The following is a 23,942-nucleotide window of genomic DNA, read 5'->3' as shown; positions in this document are numbered from 1 at the left end:
CATCGCGCCACCGCCGCTGCTGCGCTTGGAACAGTCACCCGACAGGGGCCACCAGGCGCCCGGGCTCAGCCCCCTTGAGCCGGCCGGCCACGAGATGAGGAGAAACGCATTGGCCATCAGCAAAGAACAAGAGGCGCAGATCCTGCGCTATCACTACGTCGAGAAGTGGCGGGTGGGCACCATTGCCAGCCAGTTGGGCGTACACCACAACGTCGTCAATCGGGTGCTTTCCCAGGCCGGCATGCCGAAGGTCGAGCGGGCTGCGCAGCCGTCGATGATCGATCCTTATCTGCCGTTCATCACCGACACCCTGGCGCAGTTCCCCACGCTCACCGCCAGCCGCCTCTACGGCATGGTGCGTGAACGGGGCTACCCCGGCGGCCCCGACCACTTCCGCCATCAGCTCGCCTGTTACCGGCCACGCCCCCGGCCCGAGGCCTTTCTGCGCCTGAAGACCCTGCCCGGCGACCAGGGACAGATCGACTGGGGCCATTTCGGCAAGCTCACCATCGGCCGCGCAACCCATGCCCTGATGGCCTTTGTCATGGTGCTCAGCTACTCCCGGCGCATTTTTTTGCGCTTCTTCCTCGATGCCAAGATGGCCAACTTCCTGCGGGGCCATGAGGCGGCCTTCACTGCCTGGAACGGCCTGCCCAAGGTCCTGCTCTACGACAACCTCAAAAGCGCCGTGCTGGAGCGCCAGGGTGAGGCCATCCGCTTCCATCCCACCTTGCTCGAGTTCGCCGCCCACTACCGCTTCGAGCCCCGTCCGGTGGCGGTGGCCCGGGGCAACGAGAAGGGGCGGGTGGAACGCGCCATCCGCACGATACGCGATAATTTCTGGCCGGCCCGCCAATGGACCGACATCGATGACCTCAATGCCCAGGCCGAGGCCTGGTGCAACGGCTGGGCCATGGACCGGCCCTGCCCGGAGGACCGTGCCCTCTCGGTGCGCCAGGCCTTCGAGCAGGAGCCCCTGCTGGCGCTGCCCGATAACCCCTATCCCACCGACGAGCGGGTCGAGGTCCACATCGGCAAGACCCCTTACGCGCGCTTCGAGGGCAACGACTACAGCGTGCCCCACACCCATGTGCGGCGCACCCTCACCGTCTCGGCCTCACCCACCGAGGTGCGGATCCTCGACGGCGGAGATGTCATCGCCCGCCACCCGCGCAGCTACGACAAGGGCCGGCAGATCGAACAGCCGGAACACATCGAGGCACTGGTCCAGATCAAACGCCAGGCCCGGCATCATCGCGGCCAGGACCACCTGGCCCAGGCCGCACCGGCCAGCCGGCAGTTACTCATACAGGCCGCTGAGCGTGGCGACAACCTCGGCGCCATCACCGCCGCCCTGCTGCGCCTCCTCGATGCCTACGGCGCCCCCGAGCTGGAAGCGGCCATCCAGGAGAGCCTGGCCCACGGGGTCGCTCACCCCAACGGCGTGCGCATCGCCCTGCAGCGGAGGCGCGAGGCGAGAAACCAGCCGCCCCGGGTGGGAGTGCGCATCGACCACGCGCGCGCCAGGGGGCTGGTGGTACGCACCCATGATCTGGGCGGCTACGACGCCTTGCAGTCCACCCCGCCCGAAACCGAAGACGACGCCCAGGAGGAGCCCCAATGATCCCTAACGCATCCCTGAAAGAACGGGCCACGGCCCTCAAGCTCCATGGCCTGCTGAGCCATTGGGAGGAGAGCGCCGACGCTGGCTGGGTCGAGTCCCTGATCCAGTGGGAAGAGGAGGAACGCGCCCACCGCAGCCTCGAGCGGCGCATGAAAGGGGCGCGGCTGGGCCGCTTCAAACCCCTGGCCGACTTCGACTGGGGCTGGCCCAGCCGCTGCGACCGGGAACTGGTCAGTGAGCTGATGCGCCTCGACTTCCTCACCGAGGCGGTCAATATCATCCTGGTGGGACCCAACGGGGTCGGCAAATCCACCCTGGCCCGCAACATCGCCCATCAAGCGGTGCTGGCCGGCCACAGCGTCCTCTTTACCAGCGCCGGCCAGATGCTCAATGACTTGGCCGCCCAGGATGGCGACAGCGCCCTCAAGCGGCGCCTCGCCCGCTACGCCCGCCCTCAACTGCTAGCGGTCGACGAGGTGGGGTATCTCGCCTACTCCAATCGCCATGCCGATCTGCTGTTCGAGATCGTCTCCCGCCGCTACGAGGAGAAATCCACCCTGGTCACCACCAACCGACCCTTCGCCGAATGGGGTGAAGTCTTTCCCAACGCCTCCTGCGTGGTCTCCCTCGTGGACCGGCTGGTACACCGCTCCGAGATCCTCACTATCGAAGGTGAATCCTACCGGCTCAAGGAGGCCAAGGAGCGACAGCAGCAACAGGCGCAGCGGCGCCAATCCGCAGCCAAATCCAACAAAGGAGCCTAACCATGACCCATCCCGCGATACCGGACGACTGGACGCCAGAGCAGGCATTGGCGATCTATGACTTTATCGACGAACTCCGCGATGCCATCTGGAGCCGATACGATCGGCAGCTGGTCGAACTCATGCAACAAGACCGCATAACGACCTTTGAAGTCGACGACGATGACTTGATCTTCTGATCCGACCCTTAAACCCACCCCGGCGGCGTGACCTGGCTTGAGTCGAGGCGACCTATCCGCGCTGAGGCCGAGTCACGCCGCCTGAACCCGCGACTGCGACCTTCGCCATTTATGCGCGGATTTACTCAGCCGCTAACACCGGCCCGTGGAAGCGCTGAAGGTGGTTTCTTTTCCACTCCTGCTTCTTGTGGAATGCCTGATACCTATCCCAGTCGCCACTGGCGCGGATCGCACGAAGCCGAAGGATGCCCTCCGCGGTTTTTAGCGACCAACGCGCCCCCGTTATTTCGAACCGATCAGCAATCAGATGGCGGCACGCGCCTTCGATCACGCCGGTTGCTATCGGGTAACCCTGTTGCATGAACTGGTCGTAACGCAACATCGCAGTATGGTTGGTCAAGTAATTCGCCACTGTCGCGATGACCTCTTGCTTCTTCGCTGACAGCGCGCAGCGCTTGGCCTTGATCCTTATCCCGGCCGCCACTGGGCCGGAACGTCCTTCAAGGATGGCTTGCGCCTTCTCCAACACCCAGTGCTCGGCCGCCTGCGCCTGCTCCTTATCTTTGCTGTCAAAGAAGCACCAGGTCGCGCGCCACAGGTATTCCAGGACATGGATGAAGTCCAGGATCAGCGGGACCTTAATGGCGTGTCGCTTGAACACCCGCTTGATTACCTTGATTTGGTCCTTGTGCCCGTCAACCAGCATCACCCAAGGCCGCTCGCGTTTCGGATCCCGGCGCAGGGATTCCTCCACAATTTGCTCCGTGACCCGCTCCATGTCTGCTTCGATCGAGGCCCATACTCGCTTGTTCTGCGCCTTCGGCGCGTCCTTGCGTGAAGGCTTACCGTCCTCCCCCTGTCTCCCTATCACGTCCACCGCTGAGCGAACGTGGGGCGCCACATCATAGACCGTGGCTACCGTCGCCATGCGCTTGCGGTTGCGTTTCTCCCCCGTGCTCAGACGCGTACACAGCGTATGGTGCTCCTGCTGTGCCGCTTTGCGTGTGGCCTCGCGCAGATCCTCATGACGTAGCGCGATCCCCTTGCCATCCTGGCTCATCACCAGCACGGTGCCCGGCAACTGTACCGGCGTGATGGCGCGCTGGGCGTAGAATGCCTCGAAATCCGTGCTCACCTCCGACACCAGCTCTTGTGCCTGACGCTTCGGTATCTTGCCCTCTATCAAAGTGGACAGTCCTTCAAGCGAGGCATCGAATGCGTTCTGACACACGGCCAGACTGATACATGCCCTCAGACCGTAGGTGTACTTCCTCTTCGGCATATTGAGGGCTTCATCCAGCGGAAAAAGACACTCACCCTGGGGGTGGCTGTAACCCTTTCTGCGATAGATGACTTCGCCAAACATACTCTCTATCTGGCGCTCGCAGCCTTCCCGGTAATAGGTGCGCACGACGTTGTCATGGCCCGTCACGGCTTCCCGCTTCACCTCTTCATTCGAGCGCACATCAAGCCCCGCCTGATACAGCAGCCGGCACAGCTCCTGCCCTTCCTGGTGGATCATGCTTTCCAGTTCGTCATGGCGCTGATTGGACGCTTCAGGCGACCGCAAACGGCTGATCACTCGCTCTAGCTGATCCCTCGTTGCGGTGAATTCATCGAATGTGGTCGGCTCGACTTTCGTATATGCTTTTTGCACAGGGTGTCTCCAATGGGGGGGGAGTTGGCCTCAAACTGCTTGTCTCCCCGTTGGTTACACCCTGTATTTTCTCCATGAAATATGCAACTACTTGTTTCTATTGGCCGATCAACTCGTTCTATAAGATCTGCACCCATATCGGTTCGCTTGCGCTGCGGCCTGCGGTTTTGCATCTACGTAACTTACGACCCCCGGTTACCCGGACGCCGCTCCGCGACACTACAAAGGTGTACGAGCAACTCCTTTGGCGGGACTCTAACCCGCTAGTTAATCAGCCTGTTACGGCATACGGACAGTTTACTTAATTCGCTTACGGCACGCCAAGACCGGCGTGCATCGTGGCGGTGGACCCGCGCTACTTCCGCCCCACGGAGGTGGAGACCCCGCTGGGGGACCCTTCCAAGGCCAGGGAGAAGCTGGGGGAAGACCGGGGACAGCAGCGGCTTGGCAATGCCGCACATTCTAGCGGGTGGGAATCCCGCCCGGGTAACCGCTAGCCACGGGCCCGGTATCGAGCCTTGCAGTCAGTCCGGTGACGGGCTGGTTGATGCGTAGGTACGAAAGCAGGCGAGGTGCAAGGGTAACGGGTGAAGCCGACCTTGAAGGTGTGGAGCTCCGAAAAGTTCGTCGGTGAGTGCCGATGGGTTTGTCCCACCAGCAGGCAACAGCCGTCATGCGCCCTGGCAAGCATGACGGGCACTCCCCGGAGTCCGAGGCCGTATCGAGCCTGACATTGCGAATGTGCGGTAACCAAGGAGATCCCATCATCGGTGTGCAGGAGGCGCGCACCCGTGGACAAGCGATAACAAGCGAGGAAGCGGGCGGTGTTGATGGGAAGTCGGAGGCACCCATAGTAGCGAGGAGTCCCGGTAATCCGGGAGGAGCCAAGGGGTGTCGGCTTGAGATAACGGGAGAGGGGCAACACGGCCCTACGCTGAGAGGACTATGCCCGTGAGCACACGACTCGAACGTTTCACACAAAAGGCGCGTGCCGAGCCGCAGTTGCGGTTCACGTCCCTGATGGGGATGCTGTTCGATCCCGAGGGGCTGCACGCCAGCTTCGAGCGCCAGGACGGAAGTAAGGCGCCCGGAGTGGATGGGGTAAGGAAGGAGACGTATTTACAGGGACTGGACGAGCGGATGGCGGACCTGTCGGCCCGCCTGCGCCGGCTGGGCTACCGGCCCAAACCGGCCCGGCGAACCTACATCCCCAAAGGGGCCGGTCGCTACCGCCCGCTGGGTGTCCCCAGCTTCGAGGATCGGTTGGTGCAGGACCGGCTGAGCTAAATCCTGCAAGCCATCTGGGAACCGGAATTCCGCGACTGCTCTTACGGCTTTCGTCCGGGTCGAAGTGCCCACGACGCCCTGCGCCGGGTGGCGGAAGTCATCACGAACGAGCAGACGCAAAGGGTGGTGGAGGCCGACATCAAAGGCTTCTTTGACCACGTCAGCCACGACCACCTGATGCGGTTTCTGGCCCACCGGATAGGCGATCCGAATTTTCTGCGGATCATCCGCCGATTTCTCAAGGCAGGGATCATGGAAGATGGGGTGTTCACAGCCAGCGACGAAGGCACCCCGCAAGGCGGGCTGGTGTCCCCCGTGCTGGCGAACATCTACCTCCACTATGTACTGGACCTGTGGTTCGAGGCGCGCTATGCCCGGCAGTGTCAGGGCAAGGCGTACCTCATCCGCTATGCGGACGACTATATTGCCTGCTTCCAGTACGAAGAGGACGCCAAGGGCTTTCATCAAGCGATGAAAGCGCGCTTGAGCGCATTCGACCTGGAAGTCGAGCCCAGCAAGACGGCCATCCTGCGCTTCGGCAGCACCGCCCTGCGTATCCCTGCGCGGGAGGGAGAGCCGAAGACCTTCAGCTTTCTCGGCTTCACCCACTACGTGGGTCGCAGCCGGAAGGGCCGGTTTGTCGTTGGTCGCAAGACCGACGGCAAGCGACAGCGCAAGAAGCTCAAGGCGCTCAATGCCAAGCTGAAGGCCATGCGCAGCAAAGGAGGGACGGCGATGATTGCCTTCCTGCGGCGGCACCTACGGGGCCATATCCAGTATTACGGCGTCAGCGGCAACAGCCGGAGCGTGGCGAGCTATGTCTACCTCGCCTCCGGCTACCTGTTCAAGTGGCTGAACCGCCGTAGCCAGCGACGCTCGCTGACCTGGAAACGCTTCGGCGAGGCCATCAGTCCGTGGCTGCCGACCGCCTGCATCGTCCACATCCTCTACCCCGTGCCGAAGTGGAAGACTCAAGCTGGGAGCCGGATGGTGTAACTCTCCAAGTCCGGTTCTGCGAGGAGCCGGGGACGAACCGACGCATGGCCGAGATATTGTGGCACCGCCGGGAAACCAGGCGGCAAACAGAGAACACAAACTTCGGCCTAACCGTCGGCAAGGAACCGGCTTACTCTCCGACCACGGTTAAGTGGAGCGTGAAGGCGGCCCTGCCTCCCGCACGGAGATGGCGTACCCCGGTTAAGCTGATCCGCAAATTCTGACCACGCTGAGGAAGAGGTCCGGGGTCCGTTGATTCGCGATCCACGCCACCAGATGCGGGTTTCGGTGCTGCTTGCGTAGTTCCGACAGGACCACGGTGTCCAGAAGGTGCATCAGAGTTCGATGGCGCGGGGTCGCAAGGGGATGCGATCGAAGTCGAGGTCGTCCTGGGGCATGGTGAGCAGTAGTTCGCCGAAGGTGGGCGCTGTGGTTTTTCCCTGCCGCCGCAGTCGCTCGTACTGATCGGCGGCGATGCCCCACCACAGCCGGTTTGCCTCGTCGGGTCACCCGTTGGGGGTCACTCTTGAGCGCCCTGTCAACCAGTGCGCTGAAACGATTCTACAATAGCAGGTGGGTGTCCAGCAGCAGATTCACTATTCGCCGGTGAACAGGCGCTCGATGGCATCACCGCCCATGGTATCGAAGTCATCCTAGACGGCGATTTGGCCGGCCAGGAAACCCAGTCGCCGAACGTCTTGTGGCTCGGGGGCATCGACGGCCATCACCTTGACCAGGGGTTTGCCCGCTTTGGCGATGATGAAGGGCTCGCCCTTGGCGGCTTGATCCAACAGCCGTGATAGATGGGTCTTGGCCTCGTGGACGTTGACGATGCGCATCGCTTCGTTCCTCTGCCGATGGACTAAGTTTAATAAACTTAGTCTAGTCCGCCCGGCGCTGCAAGGTTCCGCGGACAGCGGAGTAGGTCGGCTGCTCTCGCCATCCGAGGTGTCCTGCGATGTGGAAACACTGGGGTGAGCGGGTCGGGATTAGTGAGCTGCTTATCCCCCTTCGACGTGGCGAGCATTAACGTGAAAGTCGCGAAGCACGAACTCCCCCTCTTCCTCTGGGACAAATCCGTAGGAAACGGATTTGAACGCGCCTCGGCGCGGCCCGTAGGGCGAAGGGCAGGATGCCCGGGGTACAGGGATGGGGTGAGGGAACGAACAGGGCGATACGCGCTCCTCTTTCATCATTTCGGGCGGCGCGTATCGTTATGAAAGTTAATACGTTTCGAGCACCAAGGATGTTGTTGAGACGGCGTTAGGGAAGCAACCGGCCTACGAGTCCGACTGTCGGGATGAATCCCGGCCCACTGCGAGCCCTGGGAACGGGTGGTGGGTGGCTACACTGGTAGCGGGCTATGATTATGCCCCATGGACTTCCACAGTGTACTGAAGAGCCTGGTCCACGGTTTCGACCGGGAGGACGTGGCCTACGCCATGATGGGCGGGTTTGCGCTCGGCCTTTGGGGGGTGCAGCGGGCCACGGTGGACCTGGATTTCTTGGTCCGTAAGGCCGACCTGCCCCGGGTCCATGCCATCATGACGGGGATGAATTATCACCTCCTCCACCAGTCCGAGAACGTATCCCAGTACGTTTCAGACCTGCGGGTGTTCGGCGAGGTGGATTATCTGCATGCCTTCAGGGAGGCCACTACCCACATGCTGGCGCGCGCCGCCACCAAGCCGCTGTTCGGCGGGGTGTTGGAAATCCCGGTGCTACTGCCGGAAGACCTCATCGGTCTGAAGGTCCAGGCCTTCGTCAATGATCCGTCCCGTTCGCGGGATCGAGACGACATCATCGCCCTCATGGACCGCCATGGGAACTCTATGGACTGGACGCGCATCGAAGGCTATTTCGCCCTGTTCGAGCGACTGGACCTGCTCGCGGAGCTGAGGAAGGCGGCAGGCTTGTGACCATTCCTGAAGCCGTCAAGAGAGAGCTGCTGGCCGCCGCCGCCTCGGCGGATCTGCGTCGGGACATGGCCCTGGTGCGGGCGGGGCGCGCCGCACGGACGCTCACGCCGGATGAGTACGTGCGTTTCGTGACGGAGTACAACGCCTTTATCGACCACCAGCTGAAGCCCTTTCGGCCTATGGTGGACGACGACATGCGGTTGTAACTGAACTCCCACATGGATGAATCGCCGAGGGGACTCGGCTCTTAGTGCGTCCGTGGAGGCGCATTTTCTGCACGGTGAGAGTCCGTGTCGGGGTAAGCCAAGGCCCCGTAGTCGAAGGTAACTGCGTCGTCGCGAGGCGGGGTGGAGAGCAACCGGAGGCGAACTGGCGGTCCGTAGGATGACGAACTCGATTCGGCGGTACGGGACGGCGAGCCCGCTAGGAGAAGGTGAAGCCTGAAAATCATCGGATGCGCTGGGATTGGCGTGGAAAGCGACATTCGGGTCCCCTCCGTGGTTGGAGACGGAACGCTGGGAAGGAAATGCGAGAGAAGCGGGGAGACCTGACCGCCGTGGTGACGGTGGGCAGGAGTCAGAGCCTTCGTAGTACTGAACGGTTCTGCTGCGGTCATGGCGAGGTGCTGCGGAAACGCGGACCCAAGAGTTGGAGGGCGTCCTCCGCCTAAAACCGTGGGTGGTGCCGGGAAAGCGCGAAGAACAGAAATCGCGCCGAGGGAAGGGAGGCAGGAAGGTGGATGGGTGAAGTCTGGAGGAGGTGAGCGCGTATGCAAAGGGTCGAGAGTGTCTCGCAAGAGGCTAAGCCAGACTCGTCCAACCCGGTGGAATGGCCGTGGGTGGACCGCACGATCTGGACGGAGCGCATGTTGGCGGCGCTGGGTAACGGCGTCCAAGGGACGAAGTGGTTCAGTCTGATCGACAAGGTGCATCGCCCCCAGACCCTGGAACGGGCGTGGCAGGATGTGCGGGCCAACCGGGGTTCAGCGGGGGTGGATGGCCAGAGTGTGCAGCGTTTTGAGGCCCATGCCGAGCGGTATCTGGCGGAGTTGGGAGAGGCGCTGGGAATTGGACGGTACCGACCGGATGCGGTGCGTCGGGTGGAGATTCCGAAGGGGACAGGGACGCGTCCCCTGGGCATTCCGACGGTGAAGGACCGGATTGTGCAGGCGGCGATGAAGCGGGTGCTCGAGCCGATTTTCGAGCACCAGTTTTTGCCGATGAGTTACGGGTTTCGCCCGGGTCGCGGGTGCAAGGATGCGCTGCGGGAAGTGGATGGGCTGGTTCGGGAGGGCTACACCCATGTGGTGGATGCCGACCTGGCCCAGTACTTCGACACCATCCCGCACGAAGCGTTGATGGCCCGGGTCGAGGACCGGATCAGCGATGGTCGGATCCTCGACCTGCTGCGCGCCTGGTTGCGCCAGGACGTGGTGGCGGAGATAGCGCGCTGGACGCCGACCCGGGGCTCGCCCCAAGGGGCGGTGATCAGTCCGTTACTCGCGAATCTGTACCTGCACGGGCTGGATGTACACATGACCCAGCGCGGCTATCGGATGGTTCGGTATGCTGACGACCTCGTGATCCTGTGTGCCAGTCCGGACGAAGCCCAGGAGGCGCTGCAGGAGTTGCGGCACTGGGTGGAGGCCAATGGTCTGCAACTGCACCCGGAGAAGACCCGTGTGGGGGATTGCCGGCAGCCCGGGGAAGGCTTTGAGTTTCTCGGGTACCGGTTTGAAGCGGGACGGCGGTGGGTACGCAAGAAGAGCCGCAAGGCCCTTTACGACCGGATCCGGGCCAAAACCCGGCGCAGTCGTGGGGATTCGCTGGCGCGGATTGTGGCCGACCTGAACCCGATGCTGCGTGGCTGGTTCGTGTATTTCCAGCACGCGCACCCGTGGACCTTTCCTCGCGTGGACGGTTTTGTCCGACGTCGATTACGGGCGCTGTTGCGCAAGCAGCAGAAGCGCCCGGGAGCGGGTCATTGTCAGTCCGACCATCTCCGCTGGCCGAACGCGTTCTTCGCTGCGGCTGGGCTTTTCACCATGACCGAAGCCCGGACGTTGGCGAGCCAATCCCGATGAGGTAACCACCGACTGGAGAGCCGTGTGCGGGAGAACCGTATGCACGGTTCGGAGGGCGGGGAGGGTCACTCCTTCCCGACCCCTATCGGGTGGGTTCGATTTGCGATGTAGGAGGCCAGCCCTCTGGCCGATTGGTCGGTGGGGGCGCGCGATCGTCGAAAACCAGGGACACAGAAAACCAGGGCTGTAGGTCGGCTGCTCTTGGCAGCCGACGGGGGTCGGGGCGGAAATGTCGGGATGAATCCCGACCTACATTAGTGCTCTGGTCATGTTGGGGTTCGTTCCTCACCCCAACCTACGAGCTGGAATTACGACGAGGATCGCAGCCGCATACGCACCGGCTACGGCCCGGAGAACGTCACGCGCCTGCGCCGTTTCGCGGTGGGGATCTTGAAGTCGTTCCAGAAACCCCGCCAGTCGATCGCGCAAATGATGCGCCAACTCGCCTCCAGCTCTCGAAGGGTCTTCGACTACCTGCGCCTGACCGCCAACTCACTCGGTTCGGCTCGGGTGGCAGGGTGAGAACAAATTTGCCGTGTGGCCGAGGGGGCCAGGGCTTGCCGGTTATGGCGCCCGGTCCTATAGTGCCCGTTATTCAGGTCAACCAGAATTCAGACTATGAAGACCCTTTCCCTCTCTGAAGCGAAGATGAAGCTGAGCGCTCTCATCGACGACCTCAATGCCACAGACGAGGAGGTTATCATCACCCGCAACGGCCTGCCCGCCGCTGTCCTTGTAAGCCCGGACGAGTTCGAGAGCTGGCGGGAGACCCTGGCCATACGCCTGGACGACGAAGGCATGGCCGAGATCCGGGAGGGGCTGGCGGCCTTGCGCAAGGGCGAAGCCTCGCTGTATACCCTGGAAGAACTCTTAGAGGACTGAGAAGGCAGCCCGGGCATGGAGGCGCGCAGGCTGAGGGTGCCGGAAGAGGTGGCGCGGCGGGTACGCGGCCTTCATCCGGATATCAAGCGCAAGGTGCGAAGGGCTTTGCAGACCGTGCTCGACGATCCGTGCGCCGGCAAGCCCCTTAAGGAGGAGCTTGCGGGACTGCGCAGCTATCGTCTCGGCCGCCTGCGCATTGTCTATCGGCTGGCGAACGACGGTAACGTCGACATCGTCTCCGTCGGTCCGCGCCGCAACATCTACGAGGAAACCTACCGGCGAATCCGTAAGCAGAAAGAGGGCTGAAAAGGTAGCCGATGCTTTGGGCATCGAGACGATGGAGTGAGAGCCCATGAAGGTGTTCACCTATTCGGAAGCGAGGCAGAATCTCTCCAAGCTCCTGAAGCTTGCTCAGAGTGAGGAGGTCGAGATACGCAGGAAAGACGGATCGGTATTTTCGCTCAAGGCGAAAATCGCGAGACGCGTATCCCCCTTCGATGTGGCGGGCGTCGAGACGTCTGCCAGTACCCAAAATATTGTCGACGGGGTTAGAGCTTCCAGAGAGGGGTGAGAGAAACACGTCCGTGTCCCCCAAGAGCGGCCGACCAGGCGCGGTAGAAGCTGGGGTGGACGTTGCGCCTCATCTTGGAGGCGATGGTGACGGAGATGATGGAAGACGACCTGCAACTGGCCAAGCGGGGTGCGCTGGTGAAAAAGGCGGGGTATGGGGCGTTTAATTATCACGAGTGAGGGGGTGGCTTTTCCCCTCACCCCGGCCCAATCCGCTCATAGGGTGGGTTCGATTTGCGGTGTAGGAGGCCAGCCCTCTGGCCGATTGGTCGGTGGGGGGGCGCGATCGTCGAGGGTTAATCGCCGAGGGGGCTCGGCTCCTAGTGCGTCCGTGGAGGCGCATTTTCTGCACGGTGAGAGTCCGTGTCGGGGTAAGCCAAGGCCCCGTAGTCGAAGGTAACTGCGTCGTCGCGAGGCGGGGTGGAGAGCAACCGGAGGCGAACTGGCGGTCCGTAGGATGACGAACTCGATTCGGCGGTACGGGACGGCGAGCCCGCTAGGAGAAGGTGAAGCCTGAAAATCATCGGATGCGCTGGGATTGGCGTGGAAAGCGACATTCGGGTCCCCTCCGTGGTTGGAGACGGAACGCTGGGAAGGAAATGCGAGAGAAGCGGGGAGACCTGACCGCCGTGGTGACGGTGGGCAGGAGTCAGAGCCTTCGTAGTACTGAACGGTTCTGCTGCGGTCATGGCGAGGTGCTGCGGAAACGCGGACCCAAGAGCTGGAGGGCGTCCTCCGCCTAAAACCGTGGGTGGTGCCGGGAAAGCGCGAAGAACAGAAATCGCGCCGAGGGAAGGGAGGCAGGAAGGTGGATGGGTGAAGTCTGGAGGAGGTGAGCGCGTATGCAAAGGGTCGAGAGTGTCTCGCAAGAGGCTAAGCCAGACTCGTCCAACCCGGTGGAATGGCCGTGGGTGGACCGCACGATCTGGACGGAGCGCATGTTGGCGGCGCTGGGTAACGGCGTCCAAGGGACGAAGTGGTTCAGTCTGATCGACAAGGTGCATCGCCCCCAGACCCTGGAACGGGCGTGGCAGGATGTGCGGGCCAACCGGGGTTCAGCGGGGGTGGATGGCCAGAGTGTGCAGCGTTTTGAGGCCCAGGCCGAGCGGTATCTGGCGGAGCTGGGAGAGGCGCTGGGAATTGGACGGTACCGACCGGATGCGGTGCGTCGGGTGGAGATTCCGAAGGGGACAGGGACGCGTCCCCTGGGCATTCCGACGGTGAAGGACCGGATTGTGCAGGCGGCGATGAAGCGGGTGCTCGAGCCGATTTTCGAGCACCAGTTTTTGCCGATGAGTTACGGGTTTCGCCCGGGTCGCGGGTGCAAGGATGCGCTGCGGGAAGTGGATGGGCTGGTTCGGGAGGGCTACACCCATGTGGTGGATGCCGACCTGGCCCAGTACTTCGACACCATCCCGCACGAAGCGTTGATGGCCCGGGTCGAGGACCGGATCAGCGATGGTCGGATCCTCGACCTGCTGCGCGCCTGGTTGCGCCAGGACGTGGCGGCGGAGATAGCGCGCTGGACGCCGACCCGGGGCTCGCCCCAAGGGGCGGTGATCAGTCCGTTACTCGCGAATCTGTACCTGCACGGGCTGGATGTACACATGACCCAGCGCGGCTATCGGATGGTTCGGTATGCTGACGACCTCGTGATCCTGTGTGCCAGTCCGGACGAAGCCCAGGAGGCGCTGCAGGAGTTGCGGCACTGGGTGGAGGCCAATGGTCTGCAACTGCACCCGGAGAAGACCCGTGTGGGGGATTGCCGGCAGCCCGGGGAAGGCTTTGAGTTTCTCGGGTACCGGTTTGAAGCGGGACGGCGGTGGGTACGCAAGAAGAGCCGCAAGGCCCTTTACGACCGGATCCGGGCCAAAACCCGGCGCAGTCGTGGGGATTCGCTGGCGCGGATTGTGGCCGACCTGAACCCGATGCTGCGTGGCTGGTTCGTGTATTTCCAGCACGCGCACCCGTGGACCTTTCCTCGCGTGGACGGTTTTGTCCGACGTCGATTACGGGCGCTGTTGCGCAAGCAGCAGAAGTGCCCGGGAGCGGGTCATTGTCAGTCCGACCATCTCCGCTGGCCGAACGCGTTCTTCGCTGCGGCTGGGCTTTTCACCATGACCGAAGCCCGGACGTTGGCGAGCCAATCCCGATGAGGTAACCACCGACTGGAGAGCCGTGTGCGGGAGAACCGCATGCACGGTTCGGAGGGCGGGGAGGGTCACTCCTTCCCGACCCCTATCGGGTGGGTTTGATTCGCGGTGTAGGAGGCCAGCCCTCTGGCCGATTGATCGGTGGGGGGTACGGGCCACCTATGAGTGGTTCCTAGAGCACCAGGGGGATTACCGGAGCTGAGCCGGCAGCCGGCGGGTCCGCTGCGCTTGACCCACCCTACGTTGCTGCGCGCTTTGGCGTCATGGGAAGGTCCCTTCTCCCTTGGGGAGAAGGACAGGATGAGGGGATGCTGGGCGGGAGCATGTGACAGATGTCGGGATGAATCCCGACCTTGTCCGTGCCGAAGGAACAGGTGGTGGGGGGGTGTTGTAGGTCGGGCTTCAGCCCGACAGGTAAGGCCTATAGGTGGGGTTCTTCTCGGGTGACGTCTCAATCATGGCGCGCCTTTGTCCGGCGTTGTACCGTGATGCGATGAGCCATCCTCGTGGGATGCCTGCATGTGCGGTTGATGGTAATGGATATGGGGGGGCGCCACGGCGCCGCCGGAGATGATGAAGTTCATGGCCGTCTCGGCGCTCCAGTCCGTGGCCACAAGGACCCGCACCGGGACGATCTCCAGGTAGCCGGAGGTGGGGTTCGGTGTGGTCGGCACATATACGGCGGCCAGTTCCTCGCCGGTGGTGGCATCCTTGAGGGTGCGGGTCACGAAGCCCACGGTTTTCATCTCCGGGGTCGGGAAGGGTATCAACACCACACGCCGCACGCCTTCCGGCTCCTGCTGGAGGACGGTGACCAACTTCTTCGCTGCGCCGTAGACCCGGGTCACCAGGGGCAGTCGTCCGAGGGTATCTTCCATGAGGGTAAAGGCGCGCCGCCCTACTACCCGGGTCACCGCCCAGCCGAGGAGATAGAGCGCGATCAGCGTGAGGAACGCGGCAAGCACATCCTGGAGCCAGGGCGCGAGGAGCCAGCGCGCCAGGGCCGGGCTATCCTCCTGGATATTGCGGGACAGGGCCCGGACCCACGGGGTGCCGAACTTGCTGAGTTGGTTGAACACGAAGTTGAACACCACCCAGGTCACCCACAGGGGAATGACCGTGATGACACCGCTGAGCAGATAGCGTTTCAAATACATGGGAATGGCCTGCCATGGTAAACCGGATTGAAGTTCGGGGAATGGGATCTCTCTATCATGTCGCAAATGTCAGCCGCGTTAACTCTCATGGCGATAAGCGCCGCCCAAGATGATGAAAGAGGAGCGCGTATCGCCATGTTCGTTCCCTCACCCCATCCATCTCCCAGGGGGAGAGGGGGAGATCGTGCTTCGCGACTTTCACGTTAAGGCCCCTGGGAGGGATAGCGGGCCGGCGGCGTAGCCCATTCTAGAGGTTGCGGCCGGTGCCAGGTAATCGCCGGCAGTATGCCGGCCGGGATGTCGGGATGAATCCCGACCTACATCCCGATAACGAGGCGGGCTGGTGGGTCCGGTGCGCTTGACCCACCCTACGTTGCTGCGCGCTTCGACGTCATTGGAAGGTCCCTTCTCCCTTGGGGAGAAGGACAGGATGAGGGGATGTTGGGCCGGCGTATGGGACGACGCCCGATGGGACGCCATGATGGCGGCTGTCACATTTCTTGCGCTATTAGTATGTGTTTTGCCCGGAACGGGATTCCTCTGCGGGGAACGCGTGGGGTAATATCCGGTCGATATCAGGACGCAAAGGCTTGCGGTTGAATACAGAAATGGCAATCAGAGGTGGTGGGCGGTGGCGGAAACGATGACGGCGATGGCGACGGCGAACGGTGGCGTGGGTAACGGTGGATCGCCGAGGTCGGGTGTTTCCGCGGGGGTCCTCATCGCGCTGGCGGTGGCGGTGGCGGGGTTGGCCCTGCTGTTTGCCGATCCGCTGGTGGAACTGGAACGCCTGTGGAGCAACCGTGAGGAATACAGCCACGGTTACCTGATTCCCTTCATCAGCCTGTTCCTGATCTGGCAGAACCGTTATGACCTGGCCCGCACCGAGCTGACGGGCTCCTGGCTCGGCGCCGCGGTGTTGTTGTTCGGCCTGGTGATGTATGTCATGGGCGACCTCGGCACCCTGTACGTCATCGAGCACTACGCCTTCGTGGTGGTGTTGTTCGGGTTGGCATGGGCCGTTGCCGGGACCCGGGCCATGAGGTTCCTGTGGATCCCCATCGCCTTCCTCATCTTCATGGTGCCGCTGCCGCCCTTCCTTTATAACAATCTGTCCCAGCACTTGCAGCTCATCTCCTCGGAACTCGGGGTGCTGGTCATCCGGCTGTTCGGCATCAGCGTGTTCCTGGAAGGCAACGTCATCGACCTGGGCGTATACAAGCTGCAGGTGGTGGAGGCCTGCGACGGCCTGCGTTATCTGTTCCCCCTCATGAGCTTCGGTTTCCTCGCCGCCTACATGTTCAATGCCCCGCTGTGGCAGCGCGCGGTGGTGTTCCTGTCCACCATGCCCATCACCGTGCTCATGAACAGCTTCCGCATCGGCGTCATCGGTGTGCTGGTGGACAACTTCGGCATCGAGCACGCGGAAGGCTTTCTGCACATGTTCGAGGGCTGGATCATCTTCATGGCCTGCGTCGGCATCCTGTTGCTGGAGATGCTGGTGCTGATGCGGTTGTCGGGGGAGAAACGTCCGTTCCGGGAGGTCTTCGGCCTGGATATTCCGGAGGCGCCGGCCGAGGGTGGGTCCGCGCTGCCGCGGCGGCTGTCCCGGCCCTTCGGTGTGGGGGTGGCACTGGTGTTAGCGACGGCGGCGGGCTCCCTGTTCCTGGAGGAGCGCTCCGAGATCATACCCGAGCGCGCCGAACTCGACGGGTTCGCCATGACCCTGGGGGAATGGGAGGGGCGGCGCGATACCCTGGAGGACATCTATCTCGAGGCCCTGGACCACCCGGACTACATCATCGCCGATTACCGCAAGGGATCCGAGTGGGTGAACTTCTATGTCGCCTACTATCCGTCCCAGCGCTCGGGGGCGGCGGCTCACTCGCCACGTTCCTGCATCCCCGGCGGTGGCTGGGAGATCAGCGACCTCAAGCGGCAACGCCTGGAGAACGTCCGTGTCGATGGCAAACCCCTGGAAGTGAACCGCCTGCAGATCGAGAAGGGAGAGTACAAGCAGCTGGTGTACTACTGGTTCAAGCAGCGTGACCGCCGCCTCACCAGCGAATACCTCGTCAAGTGGTTCTTGTTCTGGGATGCCCTCACGCGTAACCGCACCGATGGTGCCCTCATACGATTGACCACCTTGCTGGAGCCGGGCGAGGACTGGTCACGTGCAGACCAACGGCTGATGGAGTTCGCCGGCCATCTGCCCGGCAGAATAGACGACTACGTCCCGGACTGAAGCGGCTAGTCCAGCTACACTACCCGTTTTTTAGAGTCACTCCCCGGTCTGGAGACGGACATGGTCGTCATCCTCGTCACCATCACCGCGCTCGCCATCAGCATGATGGTGATCCCTGTCATGCTCAGATTGGCTCCTCAACTGGGGCTGGTGGACCGCCCCAGTGCCCGCAAGGTGCATCAAGTGCCGATGGCGCGGGTGGGGGGGTGGGGCATCGTGCTGGGCGCCCTGGTGCCGCTCTTCATCTGGCTGCCCCTGGGGGATCCGCTGATCCAGAGCTACCTGTTCGGGGCCGTGGTGCTGTTGGCCTTCGGCACCTGGGACGACTCCCGGGAGGTGGGCCATTACCCGAAGTTCCTGGGCCAGTTCCTGGCGGTCATCCCGGTGGTCTACTACGGCGACCTGTGGGTGGCGCAGTTCCCTTTCATGGGGCTCGAACCGGTGCCGGCATGGTTCGGCAAGCCCTTCACCGTGGTGGCCATCATCGGGGTCATCAATGCCCTCAACCACTCGGATGGCCTGGACGGCCTGGCGGGTGGCGAGGCCCTGCTGTCCCTCATCGCCATCCTGTTGCTGGGCTATCAGGCCAACGGTGGCCCCATCGTCTTTATCGGCGCTGCGGTGGTGGGCGGGGTGCTGGGGTTCCTGCGCTACAACACCCATCCGGCGCATCTGTTCATGGGGGATTCGGGCAGCCAGTTCCTGGGCTTCACCCTTGGTTTCATGGTGGTGTTGCTGACCCAGCAGACTAATCCTGCCCTCAGTCCCGCCATCCCGGCGCTGCTGCTGGGACTGCCGGTGGTGGACATCATCACGGTGCTGGGCCAGCGCATCTACCACGGCATGAACTGGTTCAAGGCCTCCAAGAACCATGTCCATCACCGGTTGTTGGATCTCGGCTTCAGCCATTACCAGTCGGTGGTGGTCATCTATTCCTTCCAGGCCTTCCTGGTGCTCTTCGGAGTATTCCTGTGCTATTCCTGGGACTGGCTCATCATCGGGCTGTACCTGCTGGCCCACGGCCTGCTGTTCGCCGTTCTGCTGTATGCCCGGCGGGTGGGCTGGCACGCCAATCGCAAAGGCGGTGCCACCCGCAGGTTCGACAAGGTCATCAACTGGGCTGCCACCAGCGCCTTCTGTACCCGCATGCCCGTCACCCTTGCGGGCATCGTCATCGCCCTGGTGTTCGTGCTCACCGGCGCCTTCGTCTCCGAGGTGCCGCGGGACTTCGGGCTCATGTCCCTGGCCCTGTTCGCGGTCATGGTGCTGACCTTCCTCTACCGCAAGCAGGAAAAGCCGGTGTCCGCCCGAGCCGTCATCTACTCCACGGGGGTATTCGTGGCCTATCTGTGGTCGAACTATACACCGGCGTTCCTCGGCCTGAACGGCTACTGGGAAATCATCGTTTACGGCCTGATAGCGCTGCTCGTGGCCTTGAGTGTGCGCTGCGTGGAGGATTTGAACTTCAATACATCGCCCATGGATTACCTCATCGTCTTCGCCACCGTGATGTTCGCCCTGGCCCTCAGCGGCAATCCGGAGAAACGCATCATCAGTGATGTGCTGGTGAAGTCGATCATCCTGTTGTACGGCTGCGAACTGGTCCTTCATCGCTCGCGCAGTAACTGGAACATTCTCAGTGCAGCGACGGTCACGGCCCTGGGGATCCTGGCCTATCGGGGGTTGCTGGCCTGAACCCACGCGGTCTCGTGTCTGGATATCGGGATGGTTCCCGACCTACAAAAAGCGTAACCGCGAAAGACGCGAAATCACGCGAAAAGGGAGAAGGTCAGGGTTATTAAAAAAAAAGCGGTGAGTGTAAGCACAGTCTTCGAGGGTACCATTTTCACTTTTCGTGAGGGTTTCCTGCCCGCGTTCATTCCTCACTGATCCTGCACGCAGGTTTCTCGATCAGAACTGTGCGACGTCAGCGAATGGCAGTTCCAGCTGCTGTTCTTCGCCGACGGCACGGGCCTCTTGCAGCATCTGCACGATCTCCTCGCCATATTCATTGATGATCTGCTCGCGCAGCTCGTCGATGAAGGTGAGCACACTGTAGGCGTCTTCCGCCTGCCAGTGCGTGTACAGCCGCAAGACTTTCATGCTCATGATGTGGTCTCCTGGGTCGTGAGGCTGGGTTGGCCTGCGTCAGGTGCGTAGGATTTGTGGACGGCCAGCGGTCGGGTTCGGCGCCAGTGCTCAGGCAGCGCTGCGAGCGCGCCGCGGTGATGGCTTGCGCTCGGTGTGGAAGACATCGAAGAAGAGCTTTTCATCGAGCTGGGTGAGTTCGTGGCGGCTGGCATGGGCGAGGATTTCGGCGGCCATATTGGTCAGCACACGGTAGTTGCCCATGGCATGATCGGCCAGCGCCTGTGCCAGCTGTTCGCTGAACAGACCGGGGTTGCCGGCGCTTGTGCAAAGATGCTCCAGACAGGCGAGGAGATGGTCGCGTGAGGCGTGCTCAAGCGCCAGGCGGGCCCGGATGCGCGAGCCGAGCGGGAGCAGATCGTCACGCCGGAGCAGGTCGGTCAGGCGTTGATCGCCGGCGAGGACCACGCTCAGCAAGGTGCGTGAGTCGAACTGGGACGAGGCGAGCAAGCGCAACTCATTCAGTACCACAGGCGCGATCTCCTGGGCTTCATCGATCAGCAGCACGGGGCGCATAAGTGAGGCGTCGAGATGCGCCAACCAGTGGGTGCGCAGCCCCTTGAAGCCCATCCAGCGATTGTGCGGCTTGAGATCGACGCCGAACAGGTCTCCCAGCTCGCGGTAGAAGTCCGCGAGGTTGGCACTCGGATGGGTCAACGCGGCGATGGTCAGGTCGGGCAGGCGCCCGAGGCGGGCGGCGAGGATGCGCAATGCGACGCTCTTGCCGGTGCCGGGCGCGCCGGTAATGAGGGCAAAGCCGCCTTCGCGGACATGGGTGTGCTCAATACGCCAGGCGAAGTCTTCCAGCGCAGGCGTTGCCATCAATGCCTCGGTGGGCAGTTCCGGCGAGAATGGATTCCACTTGAGGCCGTAGAGTGCGAGCAGGGATTTGTTCATGGGTCAGTATCCTCGGGATCGAAGGGCAGATAGGCCGGCGGTATGCCGGTGGCGGCATACTCGGCCATGAGTTGGTCAAGCAACGGCGCCATACCGGCGCGCGTGTTAGCGTTGGCCGGCAGGGCATCGACCGACGTGCTGTCATCCACCGGCGCGAGGGCCCGTCGTCCATGCTCGGCATTACGCTGCTTGTCGAGTGGATAGAGCACGGCGACGGGCTGTTCGGTGTGGGGATCGAGCAGATCAATACTCGCAAGATCCCAGCGTGCGTAGCGCAGCTGCAACCGGTGGAGGTGGCGGAACCGCGAGGGCACCTCGAAGCGGGTGCCCAGTACGGTGCAGGTGCCATCGGAGCGACGCTGGACACGCGTGGTCTGTGCGCGGAAGCTGCGGCGTAGCATCTCGGCATCGGGGCACTCGCGGGCAACGTCGGGGCCCTGCCGATAGCGCTCAATGGGCGCGCAGCCGAGCTCGTGGTGGCGGCGACGCTGATACTCGCCCTCGACCCAGGCGAGTGTTGCGCGGTTGAGACTCTCCAGTGTCAGCTGCTCGACGCCCTCGAGCATGGCGAGCAGGCGACCCTCAACGACCGACCACCAGTTCTCCTGCTTGGCATTCTGGTAGGCCGAGTACGGCAATGTCGTCTCATGCACGATCCCCAGGCGCGCCAGGCCCTCGGTGACCTCGGTCGCGGTCTCGGCACTGCCGTTGTCGGTCAGCAGGGCACGGGGCAGGCCGCGCTTCTGCAGCGCCTGCGACAGGCCGTGCACGAAGCGTTCGGCGTCCTCGGTGAGATACCACTGGGCGTGACAACAGATCCTTGAGCAGTCATCGAGAATGCCGAGCATCTGTACCGTTTGCCAGCGCCCGCGCGTGTCGACGACACGACGCGAGCCGACGTGGAAGTCGGCGTGCCATAACGCATTGACGTGGGCGAGTTCATAGCTGCGCACCTCGCGCGTGGCCAGGTGGCGCTCGGCGGCTTCAGTACCGGGGGTATCGCGCCGCACGCGCCCGCTGCGCTTGCGCATGCCGTTCGCCTGTAGATACCGCCGCACGGTGGCATACGAGGGCATCGCGCCAAGAGACGGATCCTTGGCAGCCAGAACTGCAAGGTTATCGACATGCAGCTGCACGCTCCAGCCCGAATGCGCTTGGTAGAGCGCATGCAGCTCGGTGCGCAGCAGGTCACTCAGGCGGCGGTGACGTCCCGCATCGGCGCGTCGGCGTGAACGCAGCGCACGGACTGGGTCAGCGCCGGCACGAAGCGCCAGGTAGTACCAGCGCTCTATGGTGGAGAACCCGAAGCGTACCGCCTCGCCAGTGACCGGATGACGCCAGGTCCTGGCGGCCAGCGCCGTAATGGCTGTGTGCAGCTCACCGCTCTCTGGCGGTGCCGCCAATAGCGAACCGATCACGGCGAAGCGCAGCCGTGCCCAGCGTTCGTGCGCGCTCAATCTGTTGTCGTCGCCCATCGGTACATCGCCTCGTCATCGGTCCGTCTTGTGAGGCTAAGTGCCTTGGCACAGGTTATGGAAGGTGCAACTTCTGCGGGTGCGCGATCCCCCTCAGCCAACGTGCCCGGCGGCGACGGACAGCGGCGCGAGAAATGCCAACACCTCGGCCATCCTGCGCAGCGGATCCGGTTCCTCGAAGCGCGCAAGCAGGGCACCCGGCAGTTGCTGGTCCTCAAGCGGCGGCAGGAAGCGCGTCCGCGCTGCACGCCACCAGGGCGAGCGCACCAGGGACTCACGCCACCAACGGCACCAGCGCCGCAGCGTACGCCGGTCTACCCCCAACAGCGCCTGCAGCTCGCGAATCCGCGCAGCGGTGAGTGTGCGTACGCAGGCCAGTACCAGCACAGCGCCGGTGTATACCCGGCGTCCGAGGAAACGCACCGAAGGCGGTGTCACCCGCTGGCGGCAACGGGCGCAGCACAAGCTCAGGCGACGGGTGTGCAATGCATCGGTAGAGCCCGGTGGAATCCCGCGTGGCTTGCGCTGATAGGTGGCACTGTGCAGGACGCCGGCACACTGAGGGCAGCCTGCGCGTCGTGCCCGCTCACATAAATCGCGGTCAAGCCGAAGCAAGTGGTCGTACAATCGTGGATCGGCAAACAGTTCATCGCCCATGGCGCGCTCTCCGAGATTGGGGGTCAAGCCATTGTGGATGAGGAGACAGCGATGGCAAAGATAGGAAGAAATCAGCCCTGCCCTTGCGGCAGTGGCAAGAAATACAAGCGCTGCTGCTGGGAGCAGGACCGCAGCATCCCACCCACCACCACACCGGCGACATCAGATCACAGTGACCTGCTCACCCTGCAACACGATGACCTCTTCGACGACATGGAACTCGACCGGTTATCCAACAGCGTTATCACCCTTGTCAATGCGGGAAGGCTCGATGAGGCGGATTCCGTGTGCGAGCAATTGCGCACCGAATACCCTGAAGTGCACGACTGGCTCATGCGAAAAGCCATGGTCTGCGAGGCACGCGGCGAGACCGATCTGGCCATCGAGTATTGCCAGCGCACCATCGACTGGATGGATGCGCATCCAGAGGACTTCGACCCTGAGAGCCGACAGCCGTTCTATGCGGACATTGAGCGTCTGAAAAACGCTAGCAAGGATACGAACTGAGCGGTTTACATGAGGGGCTGAGAACCTGAACCCTCAGCGAATGTGATTAAAGTACGCGGCAAAAACATCATGCAGTATGTTTAGACTCAAAGCGGTAACTACGAAAGTCGCGAAAGGCGCGAAAGGGAAGAAGGCCGGGGGCTTCGATTACCCCTGTGGAGCGACGCCCTCGTCGCGATTTTCCGGCCCCTTCGCGGCGGGGCGCCGCTCCACAGGTGGCGCTTCCACCGTCATCTCTTTGTTCTTTCGCGTCTTTCGGTGGAGTAGCAGTTTGAAAAGGCGCAGCGGAGCCACCGTTTCGGCGTCAGCAGAGCGAACGCACGGGTGGTAATCTTTTCCCCTTTCCCCTTTCCCCTTTCCCATTGCCCCGGGGGAGAAGGACAGAGGCGTAGGTCGCCTGCTCTTGGCAGCCGACGGAAACTCCGCGCTTTGCGGGCGCGGATGTCGGTTGCCGAGAGCAACCGACCTACAGACTGAATGTCGGGATGAATCCCGACCTACATTCGTGCTGCTGGAACGGTCGGTGGGCATATCTATGGGGTTGGATGTCGGGATGAATCCCGACCTACATTCGTGCTGCTGGAACGGTCGGTGGGCATATCTATGGGGTCGGATGTCGGGATGAATCCCGACCTACATTCGTGCTGCTGGAACGGTCGGTGGGCATATCTATGGGGTTGGATGTCGGGATGAATCCCGACTTACATTCGTGCTGCTGGAACGGTCGGTGGGCATATCTATG

General features: G+C 62.7%; 22 protein-coding genes. 15 read left to right on the top strand and 7 right to left on the bottom strand.

Annotated features, from left to right (window positions below; genetic code table 11):
- Positions 1-109 precede the first annotated feature (109 nt).
- The 3 genes from istA to U5S82_24055 are packed head-to-tail and all read left to right on the top strand — an operon-like array spanning position 110 to position 2,567.
- The gene (gene istA / locus U5S82_24065) at positions 110-1,624 is read left to right on the top strand and encodes an IS21 family transposase (protein ID MDZ7754643.1); all 1,515 of its coding nucleotides are present in this window, start codon (positions 110-112) and stop codon (positions 1,622-1,624) included.
- Positions 1,621-2,388, top strand: a complete 768-nt coding sequence (istB, locus tag U5S82_24060) for an IS21-like element helper ATPase IstB (GenBank protein MDZ7754642.1) — start codon at positions 1,621-1,623, stop codon at positions 2,386-2,388. Before istA ends, istB begins: the two co-directional genes overlap by 4 nt.
- Before the next feature lie 2 nt (positions 2,389-2,390).
- Positions 2,391-2,567, top strand: a complete 177-nt coding sequence (locus tag U5S82_24055; GenBank protein ID MDZ7754641.1) for a hypothetical protein — start codon at positions 2,391-2,393, stop codon at positions 2,565-2,567.
- Between the two features lie 121 nt (positions 2,568-2,688).
- Here the strand turns inward: U5S82_24055 and U5S82_24050 are convergent, their stop codons facing one another.
- Positions 2,689-4,224, bottom strand: a complete 1,536-nt coding sequence (locus U5S82_24050; GenBank protein ID MDZ7754640.1) for an ISKra4 family transposase — start codon at positions 4,222-4,224, stop codon at positions 2,689-2,691.
- A 951-nt stretch (positions 4,225-5,175) separates the two neighbouring features.
- Between U5S82_24050 and U5S82_24045 the strand changes: the two genes are divergently transcribed.
- Together U5S82_24045 and U5S82_24040 are read left to right on the top strand one after the other, a co-directional pair.
- Positions 5,176-5,511 carry an RNA-directed DNA polymerase gene (locus tag U5S82_24045; GenBank protein MDZ7754639.1) on the top strand — a complete coding sequence of 112 codons (336 nt, stop codon included), beginning with the start codon at positions 5,176-5,178 and terminating at the stop codon, positions 5,509-5,511.
- Positions 5,512-6,507, top strand: a complete 996-nt coding sequence (locus tag U5S82_24040; protein ID MDZ7754638.1) for a reverse transcriptase domain-containing protein — start codon at positions 5,512-5,514, stop codon at positions 6,505-6,507.
- Between the two features lie 653 nt (positions 6,508-7,160).
- Here U5S82_24040 and U5S82_24035 read toward each other — a convergent pair.
- On the bottom strand, positions 7,161-7,346 hold the full coding sequence (locus tag U5S82_24035; protein MDZ7754637.1) for a type II toxin-antitoxin system Phd/YefM family antitoxin: 186 nt from the start codon (positions 7,344-7,346) through the stop codon (positions 7,161-7,163).
- A 537-nt stretch (positions 7,347-7,883) separates the two neighbouring features.
- On the opposite strand from U5S82_24035, the gene U5S82_24030 reads away from it, so the two are divergent.
- From U5S82_24030 to ltrA (U5S82_24000), 7 genes are all read left to right on the top strand, one after another.
- Complete coding sequence (locus U5S82_24030; protein ID MDZ7754636.1) at positions 7,884-8,426, top strand: hypothetical protein; 543 nt, start codon at positions 7,884-7,886, stop codon at positions 8,424-8,426.
- Positions 8,423-8,632 carry a hypothetical protein gene (locus U5S82_24025; GenBank protein MDZ7754635.1) on the top strand — a complete coding sequence of 70 codons (210 nt, stop codon included), beginning with the start codon at positions 8,423-8,425 and terminating at the stop codon, positions 8,630-8,632. Before U5S82_24030 ends, U5S82_24025 begins: the two co-directional genes overlap by 4 nt.
- A gap of 563 nt (positions 8,633-9,195) precedes the next feature.
- Positions 9,196-10,509, top strand: coding sequence for a group II intron reverse transcriptase/maturase (gene ltrA / locus U5S82_24020; protein ID MDZ7754634.1), 1,314 nt, complete (start codon positions 9,196-9,198; stop codon positions 10,507-10,509).
- Between the two features lie 618 nt (positions 10,510-11,127).
- Complete coding sequence (locus U5S82_24015) at positions 11,128-11,391, top strand: type II toxin-antitoxin system Phd/YefM family antitoxin (protein MDZ7754633.1); 264 nt, start codon at positions 11,128-11,130, stop codon at positions 11,389-11,391.
- A 15-nt stretch (positions 11,392-11,406) separates the two neighbouring features.
- Entirely contained in the window at positions 11,407-11,697 is a 291-nt protein-coding gene (locus U5S82_24010; protein ID MDZ7754632.1) for a type II toxin-antitoxin system RelE/ParE family toxin, read from the top strand.
- Positions 11,698-11,743: 46 nt separating this feature from the next.
- Complete coding sequence (locus U5S82_24005; protein ID MDZ7754631.1) at positions 11,744-11,962, top strand: prevent-host-death protein; 219 nt, start codon at positions 11,744-11,746, stop codon at positions 11,960-11,962.
- Between the two features lie 841 nt (positions 11,963-12,803).
- Positions 12,804-14,117 (top strand): group II intron reverse transcriptase/maturase, encoded by a 1,314-nt coding sequence (gene ltrA, locus U5S82_24000; GenBank protein ID MDZ7754630.1) that lies wholly within the window; start codon positions 12,804-12,806, stop codon positions 14,115-14,117.
- Positions 14,118-14,569: 452 nt separating this feature from the next.
- Here ltrA (U5S82_24000) and U5S82_23995 read toward each other — a convergent pair whose 3' ends face one another.
- Positions 14,570-15,271 (bottom strand): DUF502 domain-containing protein, encoded by a 702-nt coding sequence (locus tag U5S82_23995; GenBank protein MDZ7754629.1) that lies wholly within the window; start codon positions 15,269-15,271, stop codon positions 14,570-14,572.
- A 652-nt stretch (positions 15,272-15,923) separates the two neighbouring features.
- Here U5S82_23995 and xrtD point away from each other — a divergent pair.
- Together xrtD and U5S82_23985 are read left to right on the top strand one after the other, a co-directional pair.
- A complete protein-coding gene (gene xrtD / locus U5S82_23990) occupies positions 15,924-17,516 on the top strand; it encodes a VPLPA-CTERM-specific exosortase XrtD (protein ID MDZ7754628.1) in 1,593 nt (530 codons plus the stop codon).
- Positions 17,517-17,576: 60 nt separating this feature from the next.
- Positions 17,577-19,211, top strand: a complete 1,635-nt coding sequence (locus U5S82_23985; protein MDZ7754627.1) for an MraY family glycosyltransferase — start codon at positions 17,577-17,579, stop codon at positions 19,209-19,211.
- A gap of 216 nt (positions 19,212-19,427) precedes the next feature.
- On the opposite strand, the gene U5S82_23980 is transcribed toward U5S82_23985, so the two are convergent.
- The 4 genes from U5S82_23980 to U5S82_23965 all read right to left on the bottom strand — a co-directional run bounded on the left by U5S82_23980 (position 19,428) and on the right by U5S82_23965 (position 22,474).
- A complete protein-coding gene (locus tag U5S82_23980) occupies positions 19,428-19,625 on the bottom strand; it encodes a hypothetical protein (protein MDZ7754626.1) in 198 nt (65 codons plus the stop codon).
- 90 nt (positions 19,626-19,715) lie between these two features.
- Positions 19,716-20,561 carry an ATP-binding protein gene (locus U5S82_23975; protein ID MDZ7754625.1) on the bottom strand — a complete coding sequence of 282 codons (846 nt, stop codon included), beginning with the start codon at positions 20,559-20,561 and terminating at the stop codon, positions 19,716-19,718.
- Complete coding sequence (locus tag U5S82_23970) at positions 20,558-22,036, bottom strand: DDE-type integrase/transposase/recombinase (GenBank protein ID MDZ7754624.1); 1,479 nt, start codon at positions 22,034-22,036, stop codon at positions 20,558-20,560. The genes U5S82_23975 and U5S82_23970 overlap by 4 nt, the downstream gene beginning before the upstream one ends.
- A 93-nt stretch (positions 22,037-22,129) precedes the next feature.
- Entirely contained in the window at positions 22,130-22,474 is a 345-nt protein-coding gene (locus U5S82_23965; protein ID MDZ7754623.1) for a hypothetical protein, read from the bottom strand.
- 177 nt (positions 22,475-22,651) lie between these two features.
- Here U5S82_23965 and U5S82_23960 point away from each other — a divergent pair, with 177 nt between their 5' ends.
- Entirely contained in the window at positions 22,652-23,200 is a 549-nt protein-coding gene (locus tag U5S82_23960; protein ID MDZ7754622.1) for an SEC-C metal-binding domain-containing protein, read from the top strand.
- The last annotated feature ends 742 nt before the right edge of the window (positions 23,201-23,942 follow it).

The sequence above is a fragment of the Gammaproteobacteria bacterium genome, assembly GCA_034522055.1.
In the GTDB taxonomy this organism is placed as follows: domain Bacteria; phylum Pseudomonadota; class Gammaproteobacteria; order JAABTG01; family JAABTG01; genus JAABTG01.
The sequence above is the reverse complement of the archived record's forward strand: the minus strand, read 5'-3'. Positions and strand labels throughout refer to the sequence as shown.